The sequence below is a fragment of the Paenibacillus sp. FSL E2-0190 genome, from assembly GCF_037992965.1.
In the GTDB taxonomy this organism is placed as follows: domain Bacteria; phylum Bacillota; class Bacilli; order Paenibacillales; family Paenibacillaceae; genus Paenibacillus_AQ; species Paenibacillus_AQ odorifer.
In genome coordinates, this window is sequence record NZ_CP150306.1 from 4,416,269 (window position 1) to 4,432,589 (window position 16,321).

The window sequence follows — 16,321 nt, forward strand, 5'->3', positions numbered from 1 at the left end:
CATTCATTTTTTTCTGGTTGTATATAAATCAGAAGCTTCATCAAAGTAAAAGCGGCGTTTTTGTTTGCCAAACACGACTAATATAACATGAACGAACAATACGATCGTTAAAATGAGAGAGGTCAATCCAGCACCTAGGGTTAAGAATATAGATGCCTTATAAAATGGAGAATCCATTGATATTTCCACATTATTCAACGTTTTCGCAATGACTGTTATGAAGTACATCGCGTAAAGGGCACCAAAGCGTTTAAATAATCGCTTGTTAGTTTCCACTCGACTTATTTTACTGTCATAGCGATAACGCATTATTTTCGTACCGATTGTCGATCCATTCCAAATCATCGGAATAATAAAAAAGGTTACAGAAAGTGTAATGGTGCTCGCAATAAATTCACTAACGATATTAACGTTGGTCATACTCAACACAACTTTAACTACTAGGTTGCTGATAAATAGATCAATGATAACAGCCAGTAACACAGACATCCCTCTTACTTCATCAAGCGCTAATAATCTTTCCGCTTTCTCCTTAATTTTCTTTTTTGACGGGAATAACGCCAACACAGCTGGAGCAATAAAGAACCCCAGTACACCGCCAGTAGTATTTAACAATAAATCATCCACATCAAAAATACGATAAGGGCAATTATAAATCCCGTAAATGCCGGTTACCTGTGTTATCTCATAAAATAAAGTTAATAAGAACGTGAAGCCTAGAGCTTTCTTCCAATATTTCTTATCTTGAAAAAAGTATCGCAGATAAACACCAAAAGGTAATAATAGCAAGAAATTAAAAAACGCTTGATAGAATGAGGGTTGGCTAAATAATAGCCTATAAGTTGCAGGCTGTGATAACACGATGCCACTATTCCCAAAGGTGCCCACTATAAATTGAAATGGCATAAGTGAATAATGTTGTGTGTCCGGTTTTTGTAGCGAACAAGTGTTACGTATTTCCGGCAACGGCAACAATACTAAAAATAACGCTGCTAGAAAGTAAAAGATAAACGAAAACGAAATTAACGTGGTAGAAAAGGGAAGGTAATTATATTTTCTATAGGTATAAATGAGCCATGGGATAAAAAAGGCAAATGCTAAAACCACAAAAAAGATCGCTGCCACAAAGATCGGTTGAGTATATGCTGACATTTCTAGTTCACACCCCAAAATGATTTAGTATTCATATTAACCATAAAACTGATTCTAATTCAACTGGAGTTGGAACATTTTATCAAATTTAAGGATCCTGTAATGTTGGCATCAATTTAATGTAAGGTTCGCAACTTATACTGACTCCTAGGCAAATAAAAATATTTTCAAAGGAGCACTATTAATGAATCCCTCCATCTCGCAAAAAGAAAGAATCATTTCACTCGACATCATTCGCGGACTTGCTCTTTTTGGCATTCTGCTTATAAATGTTGGAGCCTTTAAAGTTATTATGGAAGGAGATCCCTTACCAGACTATAGTGGCATTAATGGAATCATCCATAGCTTGATAATCATCTTCGTACAAAAAAAGTTCTTTTCTATTTTTTCATTCCTATTTGGTGTAGGTCTATACATTTTCGCCTCAAGAGCCGAAAGCCGGGGAGATAAACCCAGATGGCGTATGGCTAGACGTTTACTAATCCTTTTGCTGCTGGGAATCATTCATGTATTTATCTTTTGGGGAACCATTCTGCCCGCATATGCCATTATCGGATTGTTTCTGATCCCTTTTTATCACACAACGGTTTCTACACTTAAAAAGTGGCTTATGGGTATGACATCCATTTACATCATTTCCTTAGTGGTAAAAATATTCCTGCCTTCTCAAGGGGCAATCTCATCTATTCTTGATATTTTTTCTAATGACGCTATACAAATCTTTATTATGTTTTTAGCTGGTTTTTTAACCGCAAAGTCAGGTTGGCTGACACACATACAAGAATTAACAAGACCCATTAGATGGATTCAAATGGTATCATTTCTGTTGTTCATTGGTTTTTCACTATGGATTTGGAACGCTTCTCAAAATGGGAACAGCAATGTAGATTCAGTTACGGGCTTAGGATCTCTCCCAACCACTTTGTTCTACTTAACAACATTATTTCTACTATTAGAAAATAAACAAATGGTGAAATTCCTGAAACCCATATCACGGGTGGGTCAAATGGCGTTTACAAATTATGTAGCACAAAGCATTATAGGGACGGCAATCATTTCAATGATAGGTCTCGAAGTCGTTTCACCAAAAGATATTCTCTACATCGCAGTTCTGATTTATATGATTCAAATCATTTTTAGCACCATTTGGTTCAAGTTTTTTTCCATGGGCCCTTTAGAAAAGGTTTGGCGCTTGATGACCTATGGAACAAAGCCTGCAATAAAACGATAAAAGCTTCGCTTTCCTCGCCTCAATTCAAGTCGAAATTTCTTATCTAAACCCAAAAACCCCTTTTAAAAAGGGGTTCTCAAGTTTAAGCGCTTTAACTTTTAGGCGACAGATCACAACATGAACTTTAAGAATTAGAGAATTAAGTCCAAAGCATCCTGCGAAATCCACACTTTATCTTTAATCATTACTGTCAGCACATTTAGTTTCGTTGTTTTGCCATCCTGAATGGCGATATTTTTATCTATAGGCAGCTTGAGAACTTGGCCTGCTTTTTTCACTACAACCACCGGATTAGTCTTATCGGTCTTATCTAGGGTAATCGTAGCTCCTTTGGCCTTGAATTTATCACTGGATACGTACAGTGTATCCTGAAGCTGCGCCAGATTGAGTCCGGTCACTTCTTGAATATACTTATTCACATCCGTATTCTGGATTACACCGCTGTTCATGAAATCGGTCGGTTTAAAATTAGCCGGATGGTAGGCGAACAATCCAACTTCTTCCGATGTGTGATCATCCGTAGAGAAGGTTACACCTATTTTATCCCCCAAAATTTTACCGATGACTGGCGAAAGGTTATCCTGCATTCCCAATCTGACTTGATCCGCTTCTTCTTTGGTTAGATCACTAAGTCCATAATTATCCGCAAGGACCTTTTTGAAATTGCTCTCATTAATACTGCCTTCAATGTAATAACTGGTGTGCTTCGCTTTCTTCAGCACGGAGATTAGATCTTTGGTAGAATCATAGTTCGTCATATTGAGCCCGCCGGTAGCATGATCCGAAACCGATAAGACTGCTGTATTCCCGTCCTTTTCTGCAAAATCAACAGCGGCTTTGAAGGCTTTATCAAACGCTAAGGTCTCACTCATAATCCCCACTGGATCGTTATCATGACCATACCAGTCAATCTGGCTTGCTTCGACCATCAGAATAAAACCATTCTCGTTCTGTGACAACTTCTCTATCGCTACATTGGTCATTTCGGCAAGGCTCGGTTGCTTTTGCGGGTTCAGGTCAAAATCAGCATCCAGTGCTTCGGGGTTGAATAGTCCCCAGATTTTATTCGTTTTAGAATTCATTAAACCTGCTTTATCCGTTACGTATTCATACCCATTTGATTTCAGGATTTTGGTTAAATCTTCTCCGTCCTTGCGGTTAATGTCTTCTTTGCCGGGTACCAAATACCCGGAACCGCCCCCAAGTAGAACATCTACACCACTATAGACCATCTGTTCTGCAATAGACTGCGCATTGTCACGCGTGTATGCATGACTTAAAAATGTAGCCGGTGTCGCATCCGTTAATTCACAAGTGAATACCGTTCCTGTACTTTTCCCTGCCATTCTCGCTGCATCCATAAGGGTAGGCAGAGGTTTGTTCATGTCCTCTGGTTTAACTGCGCTTACGAAAGGCATCGTTATTCGGTCTGGAAGTATGGATACCGTCTCACTCTTAACCTTATGGCCTGTGGCATAAGCCGTAGCTCCGGCAGCGGAATCTGTGGTCAGTGAATCCGTAGAATAGGTTCTCACCAGCCCGCTGAAATACTTATCCATCGCAAGCGCCTGACCTCCCTGATACCATCTGGCCAAGTTCACATCGGATAAGCTCATCCCATCCGTAATAAACAGGATTACGTTTTTGACCGATTTGTTGGTAGGAGCATCAGAGTTATTGGCGTAGGATGTTCCGTTGCCTGCTGCAAGCAGACTGCAAACCATAACTGTACTGCAAATTCTCCCGGTAACCTTTTTGCGCATTTGAATCCTCCTCTAGCAGATTTTGTTAAGTACGTTACTAGTTTAAAGGAGGATTGTTTGCGGGAGCAGCACCTATTCTCTTATTTTATATTAAATTCTATGCATATTTTGTCTTGACCTGTGCTACTGATATTTGTAAAAAAGGGGCGCCCTAGGGGCACCCTTTGCATTATTATTGTCTTATTACGAGGACATCTCGAGGCGCTCTACCCGTGCTTTGAATTTGGGAAATTTCGGAGCTTGTAAGGATACGGCCTACCAATATCAACGAAGATGTGACATTGTTAAAGTTAAAATTATTCAAGTTCGCTACGTTTTGGCTGCCACGGAATACACGGAACGATCCCTGAAAGTTAATTCGCGAAAATAGTACAAGCGTTACTTGAGAGCTCTGCACAACATTTCTGAGACGGAAACTCGAGAGAACGTTGTTAAACCGAAACGCTCCAAGATCACGAACCGCAACTCCCCCACGTCTGAATCGAATCCGGCGATTGGTAAAATTAGTACCCGACCAAAGAGTAAGACGTATATCACTGTTAGCCAACTAAATCAACTCCTTCTCTGAGATTGATATAGTCTATTACTAACTTCAAAGAACGGTACAAGACAAATACAGTTGCACAAATGATTGTTTTTCAGATTTCCCTACGGTGGTATTATCTAAATCACCGAGTCGAGCCTCGGATATGTTAGCAGCCGAAGTGATTTTCCAGTTATATTCATCTACCTATTAGACGCTTTCTTATACGTTAGGAGCGAATATGAAAAAAATAACTCAAACATTCGGGTATTTAGGTAGTACAATGTTGGCTACAGCTTTACTGTCATGGATCTGCGTATTTTTGATTCACGGCTTACCTGGTGTCTATGTATGGATGGCACTTAAATTTATCATCCCAATTCTAGGTTTCGTAGGACCCACCCCAAACCCTCTTGCCGATTCTGCTCATGATCTGGTAAAAAGTGAAGCTATCTTTTGGAGGAGTTACCCTAGGAGGAATGGACAGCTTCAACAACTATGAAAAAAGACGTTAACGGATGCCTAAGCTCCGTCAACGCCTCCTCTATCCATTCATTGCATTCCTGCCTCTGCTGGAAGCGAGTTATTTCTTGTCCCCACTGCTTTAATCACGAAATTGTAGGCTTTAGCAGAATCTATGCCGTTTAATGTATAACTGTAACTCGTCTGACCGCTTACCGTCGGCACATACACGCTCCAATTTGTGCTGACTTTATCATTATTCTCGTAAATCCGGTAACCTCGCACAGGCTCAGAGCTATTTGCTGGCGCTTTCCACGAAAGAACTGCACGGTTCCCTGACTGTCTTACTGCACTTGGATTTTCTACAATGCCGGGTTTGACGTCAGTCCGTTTAATACTGTAAGCATCATAGACGGCAAGAGGTTTATCTTTAACAGCTGTGTAGGATGTGAATTTCAGCACGTCGCTTGTAATGGAAACATCCACGAACATTTTCTTATTGGGCTGGTCGTTTTTTGCTGCAAAAAAAGTGTCTGCATCTGGATTAATGGCATAAAATTTCGAAGCGGCCGAGTTGCCCATCAGATACACGGTCCCTTTGGGATTCAGCACATTTCCTTGCTCATCGGTAATAACATTCTTAATCGGAACGTTGTTCAGCATTTGAAAAGACCTCATATACATATGGTCATGTCCCTCAAACACCATATCCACACCCAGCTCATCAAATACAGGAATTAGATATTTCCGGTAAAATTCTACCCGGTCGCTTTCTGCTGAAGCATTATCCCCTGAAGAATACGCTCCCTTATGCATCGAGACGAATTTCCACTTCTTGTCGGTCTTTGCCACTTGATTCCGCATCCATTCCAATTGCTTCGTGAACTGAATATCCGCTTTATACGGCTTGACCTCCCCTTCGTACTGGGAATTGATCTGCATAAACAGGGCATCGCCGTATTCGAAAGCATATACCGACCCGTCATGAGCGCCCGTCCCGACATCTTTTGGAAGATTAAAATGGTTATAGAAGTTGTTATTCGGATAATCCTCTATCTCATGGTTGCCGATAATCGGTGCAAATGGCACATTGGCAAATTCTTTTTTCGGCACACCTAAGAACCACTGCCACAGCTGCTCCAGATCACCGTCATCCGTTAGATCCCCTGTAAGAAGAACAAACTTGGGATCTACCGTTTTCTCAATAGCTTTCTTAAAAGTATCCTGCCACAGATCGAAATTCGATTTACTTGAGCCTTGGGTGTCGGTTACATAGAGGAAATGGAAATCCTGATTATCCGCCTTGTCCGTGGTAAAAGAACCCGCCTCGCTCCAGCCGTCCGCATCACCGTTACCGGCCCGGTAGATATACTTAGTTCCAGGCTTAAGACCGCTTGCAATAACCTTGTGGCTGGCGAACTTTTTATACTTTTTGGAGCTTCTGTCTCCTGATGTCATTAAGGTTTCAATAACTGTTGCGCTGCCCTCATAAGAAGCTGCCAGTTGTTCCGGGAACTCGCTTCCTCCCACATTGGCGGCCTCCACTACTTGCACTACTGTACCTCTGACGGTTTCAGCTGTATACCAGTCAAAGGCAATACTTGTCTTCGGGTCTCCATTAAAAGTCATGTTCAGCAGCGTTGGAGTTTTGATGCCGGTATCCGGAGACTTCGTCTTAAAGCTCCAGGTAATATCGTTCTCAGGTGTACGGCCATCCGTAGTCCCCTTAACAAGCTCTTTAGGGACGGTCACGTTGTAAGTTTTGCCGGCAGTGAAATTAGGGTGGCTGACTTTGACTGTGTCTTGACCGAGGAGTGAAGCAGAAATGTTGGTAAGAGGAAGATTGTTTTCTGTGATTACAACTTGATAACTACTGTCGAGACTGATGGCTTTGTTAAACTTCACGGTGATCTCTGCGTTAAGGGGAACATCTGCAGCCCCTGAAGCGGGAGTTTTGCTTACCTCAAGTGTGGGAGTGTCCCCAGGTTCGCCGCTGCTGCGTGTTCCTTTAATTATCACATCTTTGATTCTGCTTGAGCCTGAGCTGGACACCGTTCCCCCGCTTACGCTTTTCGCAGAGTTTACCACCCAGCGGATATAGAGTACATCTTGATTGTTTGTTCCGGCAGGCAAAGCGAGGTTAGTTAATTTGCAGGAATTATTGGAACAATTAAAATTGTTCTGGGCTAGAACAAGGTTGCCGCCCGTAACATCTATCCATTCCTGTTGATCTTTACTGTATTGCACCTTGAAATCCCTAGGTCCTGTACTTGAAGAGGTTTGCTGTGAAGAGAGGAAGATCCCTTCGAAGCCTTGGGTAGAAAGCGTGGCAAGCCAGTATTTTAGGCCCGTTCCTTCATGCCAGCCCTGGTTGCGTACGCTGTTCTCACTTGACTCATAGGTGTACGCATCCGTATTAGTTCCTACATCACGAATGGATGAAGACGTCTGATATACCCCGCCGGTAGCCGGAAATACACCGTTTTCGCCTTTGTCTTTAAAAATCCACTGGGCAATCGTTTCCTGAACTGCAGTTGCTTCATTTACAAGGTCTTCCTCAATTTCTTCCCTCCCTGCTGAGACAAAACCAGTCAACTCCATGGCAAGCAGCAAACCTATAACCATTAGACTGATTACCTTGTAAAATCTATTTTTGAGATAAGATTGGTTGTTATCCATTCAGCCCATCTCCCTCTTCCTTAATCTCACTTATCATCGAACCGCCGTCTCCGAGAAGAACGGCGGTTCTGCTACCCTTACCTTCCTGTTATTGGAGTTCCCAGTCGGTGACTTGAAGGATTGCTGAATCTGCACCCTTCAGGTCTGTCTCTCCCATGTTCAGCAAATTGCTCCACTGCTTCACACGGTTCTTGCCGTTAGGCGGAGAGTTGTACTCATTAGTATCCACAATCTTGGTCCGTTCTTTATAAAATTTGGTCATAAAAGTCTTCTCATCCGTGCTGCTTCCGGATTTACCCAAAAGCCCTTGAAGGGTCTCGGAGCCGCCGGTAGCTCCATGGTTCAGCGCTGCATCCACGAAGGAACCAATAGTTAATGCCGAGTTAAAGCCGCGTTTGCGGGCCTGCTCCACACTGTATTTAATATAGATATTGTAGAACGTTTTCCACATAGCCTCTCTCCACTCGGGATCATTTTGCAAATTGCCGATTTTTCTACAAAAGCTCTCTTCGCTTTCATTGATTTCGAGGATCTTCCCTTTCATCGAACCCTTAACACCGATCCGGGCCAATGCGCCTTTAACCGAAGGATTACTCGCGCCTTTGGCAGCGTCATATGCCTTGAACAGATCCGGACCGTCGGGACCGGTATCATTTGAGCCGCCTGTAGTCGCACCGAATATTCCAATCGTATACCCGCGGTCATCATCAATATCTTCACAATATCCGTAAAAATTGATCCAGTTCAGATCGTCCTGCTCCGGTTTGTTGACAAGCATCATAATATTGTTCCACTGCTCACCATCCAGACCTGTGTTGTCACGCAAGAATTGAAGTGTTGCCGGTGAGAAATTAGAATCAGGGTTCCCTGCCGCATAACTTTTCTGTTGAGATGTTTTGGACAGACAGCCATAAGAAAAAATCATTGAAAAACTGAGCAGAATCATCAATGAAAATTTCATCTTCTTGGAAACCTTACTCTTCGTTGAATTTAGCACCGCAATCTCTCCTTTAATTGAATAGTTTAAGCGCTTTAACTTTTAGTGGCAGTGAACCTTATCCCTAACCTATCTGAGCATGACAGCCCTCCTTTTTCCAACACTTGGTAATTCAATTTAAGCTTATCTCAAAAACTTTGTCCAAACAGCACGTATTTTCTTGTAAATATTAATTTTTATACATATGTTGCTACAAACCATAGATTAAGTCTACAATCCTCTTAGGAGGTGCTGAATGAAACCAGTATTTTATGAGTCTACTCTTTTTGACATCAGCCGCAAGAAACAGGTATACACCAGCATGCCTTCAAGACACTATCATGATGCATATGAGATTCTGTATTTAATATCCGGGGATTTTTATTATTTTATAGGGGACAGAACTTACCAGGTTGCGGGCGGAACACTACTATTTATGGATATTCACGAAATGCACAAACTGGTCAATTCCGGCTGCAATATGTATGAACGGGTTACACTCCTGTTTAAAAAAGAATTCCTGCAGCATTTCTGCACCGGCAGTCAATGTGAGGAACTGCTCGAATTGTTCAAAAGTGATTACCGTGCTTTGAAGATGACCGGGATGGATCAATATTTCATCGAACAGCTTTTTCAGAAAATGATCCAGGAGGGGAAGAAGCAAGCCCGCGGATATGAACAGTACCAACAAATATTATTGGTGGAGCTGCTCCTCTATCTTAATCGTAAACTATTTGACAGCCGCGTAGCTTCATTTGTAGAATCCAATCGTACACATAAGAAAGTCCTGGACATCGTTAATTATGTAAATCAACATTATATGGAACCGCTCAAGCTCTGTGAGATTTCACGGCAATTCGACATAAGCTCTTCCTACCTTTGCCGCACTTTTAAAGAATCCACCGGGTTCAGCTTCATTGAATATATCAATAACATCCGCATTAAAAAAGCGCGTGATTTGCTGGTTGGCTCTTCTTTTAATGTTACTGAAATTGCGGGAATGGTTGGGTTCGATAACACCTCCCACTTTGGACGAACCTTCAAATTAATAATGGGCATCTCGCCGCTCTGCTTCCGCAAACAATTTAAGTCTTAATAACAAATCACTGGAATACGTCAAGACATTTCATCAAGCCTAACAAATTGCAAGTTTCTTGCCTGTAGTTGGTTTAGCACTTCTTCTAAAGCTTGCAGCATAAAATAAGGAGCATGCCGGTCCGCGCCCGCAGTCTCTCCGCTGTCGTGAAGTAAAACAACGGAGCCATCGGTGATTCCACCTAATAAAATGGCCTGCATCCGGGTTTGACAGGCCCGGATGTTCCAGTCACTCGCCTTCAGCGACCATAGAACAATTCGATACTGCTTGTGCCGAAAGAAATCAAATAGATTGATTAATCCCCAGGGTGGACGGTAATGATTGGGTCTGATTCCGACAATAGACTCTATAATATCAGCGGAGCGTTCCAGATGTTCTCGCCTAATTGTACTGGGCAGCATCAGCCAATTAGAGGTATGGCAGTAATTATGGATGCCAATCTGATGGCCTTCCCGATCCATCCTTCTGATCAGATCTGGATACTGCTCCGCTCGCGATCCAAGCACGAAAAAAGTAGCCTTCACTTGATGTAACTTCAATAAATCCAGCAATTCCGGCGTATATTTCGGATGTGGCCCATCATCAAAAGTGAATGCCACCTGTTTTTCTACCGTTCCTTTGCGAAAAACACCAAAGCCGCTCACTCGCGTAATCAAACTTGGAATAAACATGTAAAGAGTAGCGGCACATAGTATTCCTCCTATCAGATATGTAAGTATGATTACACCTCCTTATAACAAGCATAAGACCTATCCAGAGTAGTTCTGTCCGGGTGAAAATCGATTTTTCAGTGAGGCGCGTGAATGGATCAGTAACATCGGGACCAGTTGCTCTGTTCGCCGATTGATTCTTTGTCTCCCTTCAGGATGCATGGCAGACAGCAGCAATCGAAGATAGATGGTGGTGATGCGTTCGAAAACGCCGGACTTTATATTTTGTTGTTCAAAACCAAGACCGTGCGTTAATCCCCGATGGAGCAGTGTAATCCCCAATAAAGCCTTGACCTGCCTGAACTCCGACTGCGATTCGAACGCTTCATTGATTTGCTGCATTGATTTGCGCAGCATGCGAGCCGTTTGCAGTGCGGCACGATCCGATCCTTCGGACCGGATCAACTTCAGGATTCTTTCATTGTCGAGGTGGAGTTCTCCCACCCACTCTCCCTGATTGATGACCGTGGCGTCTTGGCATACAATAGGCTGTCCCCGGTGCTTTTTTAGCATCACGGTACATATACCAAAGCGTGACTTATGTGATCCGCGAAAATGTGAAAGCAACGCAAAAGTTTTTTCCCACATCATCCAGACGGACTGCACCGTGTTTTTACGTATTTTGAAACCCAACTTTTTCACCATCCTTAAACCGGTTATTGTCTCTCATTTCATCCATTGTACCTAACGAAACTTTCTTTTTTCCTAACGTCTACTTCTATTTGACGCTATTCACCGGAATTTCTCTGCGTGTAAATCTAAATTTTTGGCATCTAGTTAAAAAAACTTTCTGACCTAAAAAAAGGACAAAATTTAGTAGGTCTTAAATTAGACAACTTCTGCAAGAAAATCCAACTACATAAAGAAAAACCCATGTCTCTTGGACATGAGTTTCGGATGTTATCTTTTTGACTAAATCAATCTGGTTTCACTATCATTCCAAACTACCCAACTCTACCACATCTCCGCTGGTGGCCTTCACGGCATAATCACAATCCAGCTTTCCGCACAGCACATACCTCTTCTGCCCAGGATCATACACATATACGGGTGTTAATTCGAACCATCCCTTGAGCTTATCATAAGCTTCGTCATGGCTCACAGCAATTTTCCCTTCACTCTTGAATTCATCAAATGTATCGAGCATTAGCTTGTTATCCATATAATTTATAACCTTATAATTGTTCGTATCGATGAACAGAAGGAGCTTACGCTGAAACATACGATTACTTGACACATTCTTCCTCAATGTCGCTTGAATATGTCCTCTTTCCCGATGTAAAGTCTTCAATATCCATTGTCCGGATTCTTCCGGATAGAGCTGGCTTAAACCAATTTCGACTGCGGTTATACATTGGGCTTGTTCTATGTCTGTGATTGAAAATGAATCTGGATGCGGCTCACGTGCTATTGCCTGTTCGATTGTAACCACTTCTTGCAGACGGATCTCCGTCCTTGCGAACTGTTTCGTGTCCGCTTGCTCCCACTGCATTACTTGATCAATACTCAGTCGTGCTCTCGTTCCTGATATCATCTCAAATGGAATTGTGGTTGTTCCATCATTTGTAATGTAGATTTCTTCTATCCCATAGATCGGCAGGAGATGCTTCATCTCGTACACTGGATATTCTATAAGCTGTAGTTGGTTTTTAGCCAGTAGCTCTACCGCTTGAAGCGTGAGAGAATAATCCTCTTTTTGCACAAGGGAGCTGGAAGGAAACTGGCCATAGACACTATAAAAAATAATCCTACCTTCCCCATCGAAGCGTAACTCCATTCGCCCGCCGGGAGAGATAGGTATACCGTCTATACATTCGGCAAAATAATATTCTCCTCTTTCTTCCTTCAATAGGTAGAATTGTTTACCATATTCAAGCCCTACTTCAGCTTCCATCCACTGAATAACGCCGTTTAATTCAATGTTTTGGAACGGTGTTCGATTTGCATAAGATTTCCCTCCAACAAAAATAACACTTTTATAGTTATTGGATAGCAAGTCAAGCGTAATGACTGCAGTTCCTTCCGGATTATAATCTTCCTTCCATTCCTTAATGTGAGAAGGAAACCATTCCATACTAAGCAAATAGTCGGTTTCTCCCAGCATCGTAACTTCACGATAAATTTCATTTGTATGTAAATAGTAGTTGTCCAGTCCATAGGTTTGCTGTGTAGCATTAACTAGTTCTTTGATTCGGAAATCCATATCAGTGCACCCCACAAAATTGATACCTATATCATATCATTACTTAGCAATGATTATGAAGCGCAGCGAATCATATCTCCTACATATTCTACGATCTTATGTAACGGGTTTTGCTGGTGTTCAGAAAATGATCAGTAGCTTGGGGTTTAATAATGCAGAGTGTATCAATCGATTGGACAAGTCAGGAAAATTCACCCTGCTGACTCAGACCTTGCCAGAATACTAAACGTGTATAGTGAACACATATTTTAATGGAGGTATATCATCATGATTGACATCATCGACGGAAATGCGGCATTAATACATTTTTTTCCACTTCCGGCGCATCTTTATTCTAAGAATATTGCTTGTATTGTTGCTGTGGCGCATGCAGAAGAACGGGGTCCAAATTTAACAGGCCTCATAAATGCTCTATACTCGAAGGGATATACAGATCTTGAACATCTATTAGATTCCACATGGAAAAAACTATACCAAGTTTCGAGGTTGGGCCAGCAAAGACTGGTGCTTCTACTTAGTTTACTAGAACGAATTTCTGCAGATCCCAAGACTATAGAAACCTATACAGCTGTCCCTCATGTTACCATCCACAGTAAAAAGGAAATGAAAGAATTAACTTTAAAGAGGATCATTAAGAAGTATAACGAAACATCTGTAGAGGTATTAACTGAAGACACCGAAAAAGAAGCTCGTTTAAAGAAAATTAAAGATAGACTCCGAGAAATGGGGATGATCGTATAACAAAACCCCGTCAGTATAGTGAAGTGCACCCCTTAGAATAGACATTGGACAAACCTCTGGGTCATTCCGATTTCTATTCTAGGGGTGTGACTTTCAATTCATTTAGTAATCGCGCGCTGCATCGAACCAGCGTTGAGCCATCTCCTCTGTGATAGGCTGGCCAATCAGGTGGTCAGACTGGCTAAGTTGCCATACCGCTTCACCAAGGTCTTCTCGTTCGGTGGTTTCGATGCCCTTAAGATTGTTGAAGCGCACGGTGAAAGCGGTAATGGCGGCCTCGGCTTCAGCAAAGCTACGGGCTTCGGACAAGGTTACCTGTGCAACGTTGTAAGCTTCATTAGCCAGCTTGGCTAGACGTTTAGCCCAGGAGGAGAATGGGCGGCCAAACTCGGTCGTCCACCACTCTGGCTTTCGTAATTGGCTCACTGAAGCATGGTCGGTCCAAGGACGGGTTTCAGCGCGAGTTTTCATTTGCTTTTTTATACGCTTGCCAGCGCTTTCTTCGACATTGTAGGCGATGAATCTGTCAAGCAACGGCCACGCGTTCAAGGTCGGCAAGTCCCCCAGATCAGGCATGAAGCGCAGCTCCAGATTCGTTAACTGGGTATGATGAGCTAATAAATTCAGGTCGCAGAAGTTTCCCCACAAACTCAGTGATTTAAGGTTTGGGTACCGGTTTAGACACTCTAGCGAGATGGGCTGTCCCAGCGGTGCGTTATGTAGCGTCAAGCTCGTTACCTGGTGCAGCTCCCCCATATCGGGCAGCAAAAAAGGGGGATCATTCTTACGTCGGCCGGTGCGCGGTGCTAGTGTAAGAGAAGATGGCATTTCGCCTGTGGCCGAGAAGCGTGATAGATCGCCGGACACACTCAGGCGGAAAGGCTGCTTCGGAAGTATTAGGCTAAGGGACCTCCCGGATGGTTCCAACTCGACATGCAAGCCATGCAAATTGGACTGACTGGCGTCCGCCACCGTGTCTGCAGACAGGATCGGAGTCCATGTCATCTCTTCAATGGGACGTTTCTGTGCCCAGTCAAAGAAGCCTGAATCACTGCCTGTATAATGCAGAAATCGCGGCCAGGGAGAGCCAGCCGGTGTGGCAAAGACATCGAATACGGTCCAATCGATAGGCGCATCAGACGCGACATGAAGGTCAACCTTTTTCCCCAATTGCGACGGACCCATGGATAGACTGCCCACACCGGGCTTAAGGACAAGAGTATGACTACGTGGACCTGTCAGGTTGATAGGATAACTACCAACTTCTCTAACAGAACCAGCTGAAGGACCAGCTTGGCTATCATTTGGCATTTCTATCATCCTTTCCTCTAATGCATATCAAGATCTAACCATTCACACCTGACTCTATCTTCTCAGTAATAAATTGTTTGAATCTTGTAAAATACCGCTCTGATGCTTCCCAGCGCCTAAGATCCAAATAGGACATGTCCTGCTTGCCATATTGATCGGGCGGCTGATAATGCCGGGAAACATAAGTTCCATTGTCCACTGTATAAAAATAATACGCTTCATCTGGAGTCCTGATTTCAATCCGACCATGTAGGAGGTCTCCGTCCTCGTCCGTATGCGTTTGACGGAAGCTGTAACATTTAGAGCCGTCCCAGAACCCGCCATTATCCTCCACTTCCGAATATAATTCCCGAATTACAGTGTGTTGCAAAATGTCTTGCACATACTGTACCTCAATGTTTCGTAAATAAAGCTCAGCCATATTAACGCAGGTCAGCAACATCGTCCAGCAATCGCTAATCTCTGCTAGTTGTTCCTGAGACTCTTCTGTAATGTCCTCCCACTCAGACCCTTCTTCTATGGTTCTCTTCAACAAACCGACAGAATGATCTTGCTCCAGCCAAATATAATAGTGATGCCGGTTATCATTCATATAAACGCTAAGATCCCGCTCATCCCCGTCAGCATCAATATGCTCCAGTTGAACTTTGAAAAAAACGTCTTGCTCCCGAAAATTAAAAGAAGGCTTGTCACTTGGCATTAAAATACACTGCGTCAACTTCAATATATTTTCTTCATTGATTGTGTTATGGGTGAAATATAAATGAACAGCTTTCTTGCTAGCGGGGGATTCCTTTATTTTTTTTAGAGCAGAACGGCCTTCTTTAATTACGTTCACCAGTGTGCCAAAGGAAAAGTCCTCCTCATCCTCTTCCATATCCAAAAAAACTTCATCAATCAACACTTCATGAATGTCTACCGGAAGCTCCTGAAATACGCCGTCCCCCTCCCACACATTTACTAAGCAGGCGATCGATTTATGTCCGTCCACTTTGAAACTGTACTCGTCATCCTGAACCAAAACCGCAGCGCTGAGATCACCTTTAACAATCGTTTCCCCATGATTGTAGGAGCCGCATAATATTTCCTCAATCATCAGGTTGCCCGAAACATAAATTTCCTGACCGCCTACAGCTATATTTTTCGCACTCATATTACCGGTCACCAAAAGCCCTATGGCACCATCCGTTTCTTTATTATAAAGATTGTCTACAGTAAAATTTCCTTCTATAAAAATGATGATTACCTCTTTTTGTTGCGGGAAAGGTTGCTCCCAATCTAGATTAAGAGAAGGCAGCGTCAAATCCCCTTCATAGTAAGCGGCAAGTTGCTCGTCACTAAAATCTTGGTAAAACTTCGCCCACCAAGATCCTTCGGGAAATTTATCTGCTAGTTGGCTAATAGGAATGAATCTGAAAAGATTGCTCATAAATTATTTTCCTCTCATTTTAAATCCGAATATAGTAGACGATTT

At 42.7% G+C, this 16,321-nt stretch carries 13 protein-coding genes; 3 read left to right on the plus strand and 10 right to left on the minus strand.

Annotation, left to right across the window (positions count from 1 at the left end; all coding sequences use genetic code 11):
- Positions 1–3: 3 nt before the first annotated feature.
- Positions 4–1,152 carry a VanZ family protein gene (locus NST25_RS19485; RefSeq protein ID WP_076307684.1) on the minus strand — a complete coding sequence of 383 codons (1,149 nt, stop codon included), beginning with the start codon at positions 1,150–1,152 and terminating at the stop codon, positions 4–6.
- A 184-nt stretch (positions 1,153–1,336) separates the two neighbouring features.
- On the opposite strand from NST25_RS19485, the gene NST25_RS19490 reads away from it, so the two are divergent.
- Positions 1,337–2,383: a DUF418 domain-containing protein gene (locus NST25_RS19490; RefSeq protein WP_076182853.1), complete on the plus strand. Its 1,047-nt coding sequence runs from the start codon at positions 1,337–1,339 to the stop codon at positions 2,381–2,383.
- A 131-nt stretch (positions 2,384–2,514) separates the two neighbouring features.
- Here NST25_RS19490 and NST25_RS19495 read toward each other — a convergent pair whose 3' ends face one another.
- The 4 genes from NST25_RS19495 to NST25_RS19510 all read right to left on the minus strand — a co-directional run bounded on the left by NST25_RS19495 (position 2,515) and on the right by NST25_RS19510 (position 8,807).
- Complete coding sequence (locus tag NST25_RS19495; protein WP_076307683.1) at positions 2,515–4,146, minus strand: alkaline phosphatase; 1,632 nt, start codon at positions 4,144–4,146, stop codon at positions 2,515–2,517.
- Positions 4,147–4,318: 172 nt separating this feature from the next.
- Complete coding sequence (locus NST25_RS19500; protein WP_076182861.1) at positions 4,319–4,693, minus strand: hypothetical protein; 375 nt, start codon at positions 4,691–4,693, stop codon at positions 4,319–4,321.
- 528 nt (positions 4,694–5,221) lie between these two features.
- Positions 5,222–7,810 (minus strand): metallophosphoesterase, encoded by a 2,589-nt coding sequence (locus tag NST25_RS19505; protein ID WP_339187619.1) that lies wholly within the window; start codon positions 7,808–7,810, stop codon positions 5,222–5,224.
- A gap of 88 nt (positions 7,811–7,898) precedes the next feature.
- Positions 7,899–8,807 (minus strand): chitosanase, encoded by a 909-nt coding sequence (locus tag NST25_RS19510; RefSeq protein ID WP_248548588.1) that lies wholly within the window; start codon positions 8,805–8,807, stop codon positions 7,899–7,901.
- 235 nt (positions 8,808–9,042) lie between these two features.
- Here NST25_RS19510 and NST25_RS19515 point away from each other — a divergent pair, with 235 nt between their 5' ends.
- The gene (locus NST25_RS19515; RefSeq protein WP_076217885.1) at positions 9,043–9,882 is read left to right on the plus strand and encodes an AraC family transcriptional regulator; all 840 of its coding nucleotides are present in this window, start codon (positions 9,043–9,045) and stop codon (positions 9,880–9,882) included.
- A 20-nt stretch (positions 9,883–9,902) separates the two neighbouring features.
- Here the strand turns inward: NST25_RS19515 and NST25_RS19520 are convergent, their stop codons facing one another.
- The 3 genes from NST25_RS19520 to NST25_RS19530 form a co-directional block, all read right to left on the minus strand.
- A complete protein-coding gene (locus tag NST25_RS19520; protein WP_175618995.1) occupies positions 9,903–10,553 on the minus strand; it encodes a polysaccharide deacetylase family protein in 651 nt (216 codons plus the stop codon).
- Positions 10,554–10,631: 78 nt separating this feature from the next.
- The gene (locus NST25_RS19525) at positions 10,632–11,183 is read right to left on the minus strand and encodes a polysaccharide deacetylase (protein WP_076183172.1); all 552 of its coding nucleotides are present in this window, start codon (positions 11,181–11,183) and stop codon (positions 10,632–10,634) included.
- 343 nt (positions 11,184–11,526) lie between these two features.
- Complete coding sequence (locus NST25_RS19530) at positions 11,527–12,795, minus strand: hypothetical protein (protein WP_076307680.1); 1,269 nt, start codon at positions 12,793–12,795, stop codon at positions 11,527–11,529.
- Positions 12,796–13,062: 267 nt separating this feature from the next.
- Here NST25_RS19530 and NST25_RS19535 point away from each other — a divergent pair, with 267 nt between their 5' ends.
- The gene (locus tag NST25_RS19535) at positions 13,063–13,536 is read left to right on the plus strand and encodes a hypothetical protein (protein ID WP_339187626.1); all 474 of its coding nucleotides are present in this window, start codon (positions 13,063–13,065) and stop codon (positions 13,534–13,536) included.
- A 102-nt stretch (positions 13,537–13,638) separates the two neighbouring features.
- Here NST25_RS19535 and NST25_RS19540 read toward each other — a convergent pair whose 3' ends face one another.
- Both NST25_RS19540 and NST25_RS19545 read right to left on the minus strand, forming a co-directional pair.
- Positions 13,639–14,847 carry a hypothetical protein gene (locus tag NST25_RS19540; RefSeq protein ID WP_076307679.1) on the minus strand — a complete coding sequence of 403 codons (1,209 nt, stop codon included), beginning with the start codon at positions 14,845–14,847 and terminating at the stop codon, positions 13,639–13,641.
- 34 nt (positions 14,848–14,881) lie between these two features.
- The gene (locus NST25_RS19545; RefSeq protein WP_076306911.1) at positions 14,882–16,276 is read right to left on the minus strand and encodes a hypothetical protein; all 1,395 of its coding nucleotides are present in this window, start codon (positions 16,274–16,276) and stop codon (positions 14,882–14,884) included.
- Positions 16,277–16,321: the final 45 nt, after the last annotated feature.

Bases quoted from the DNA above. Each gene is read 5' to 3' on its own strand.
- NST25_RS19540 (WP_076307679.1), bottom strand. From the start codon at position 14,847: ATGCCAAATGATAGCCAAGCTGGTCCTTCAGCTGGTTCTGTTAGAGAA.
- NST25_RS19485 (WP_076307684.1), bottom strand. From the start codon at position 1,152: ATGTCAGCATATACTCAACCGATCTTTGTGGCAGCGATCTTTTTTGTG.
- NST25_RS19530 (WP_076307680.1), bottom strand. From the start codon at position 12,795: ATGGATTTCCGAATCAAAGAACTAGTTAATGCTACACAGCAAACCTAT.
- NST25_RS19535 (WP_339187626.1), top strand. From the start codon at position 13,063: ATGATTGACATCATCGACGGAAATGCGGCATTAATACATTTTTTTCCA.
- NST25_RS19520 (WP_175618995.1), bottom strand. From the start codon at position 10,553: ATGTTTATTCCAAGTTTGATTACGCGAGTGAGCGGCTTTGGTGTTTTT.
- NST25_RS19515 (WP_076217885.1), top strand. From the start codon at position 9,043: ATGAAACCAGTATTTTATGAGTCTACTCTTTTTGACATCAGCCGCAAG.
- NST25_RS19490 (WP_076182853.1), top strand. From the start codon at position 1,337: ATGAATCCCTCCATCTCGCAAAAAGAAAGAATCATTTCACTCGACATC.
- NST25_RS19495 (WP_076307683.1), bottom strand. From the start codon at position 4,146: ATGCGCAAAAAGGTTACCGGGAGAATTTGCAGTACAGTTATGGTTTGC.
- NST25_RS19525 (WP_076183172.1), bottom strand. From the start codon at position 11,183: ATGATGTGGGAAAAAACTTTTGCGTTGCTTTCACATTTTCGCGGATCA.
- NST25_RS19545 (WP_076306911.1), bottom strand. From the start codon at position 16,276: ATGAGCAATCTTTTCAGATTCATTCCTATTAGCCAACTAGCAGATAAA.
- NST25_RS19505 (WP_339187619.1), bottom strand. From the start codon at position 7,810: ATGGATAACAACCAATCTTATCTCAAAAATAGATTTTACAAGGTAATC.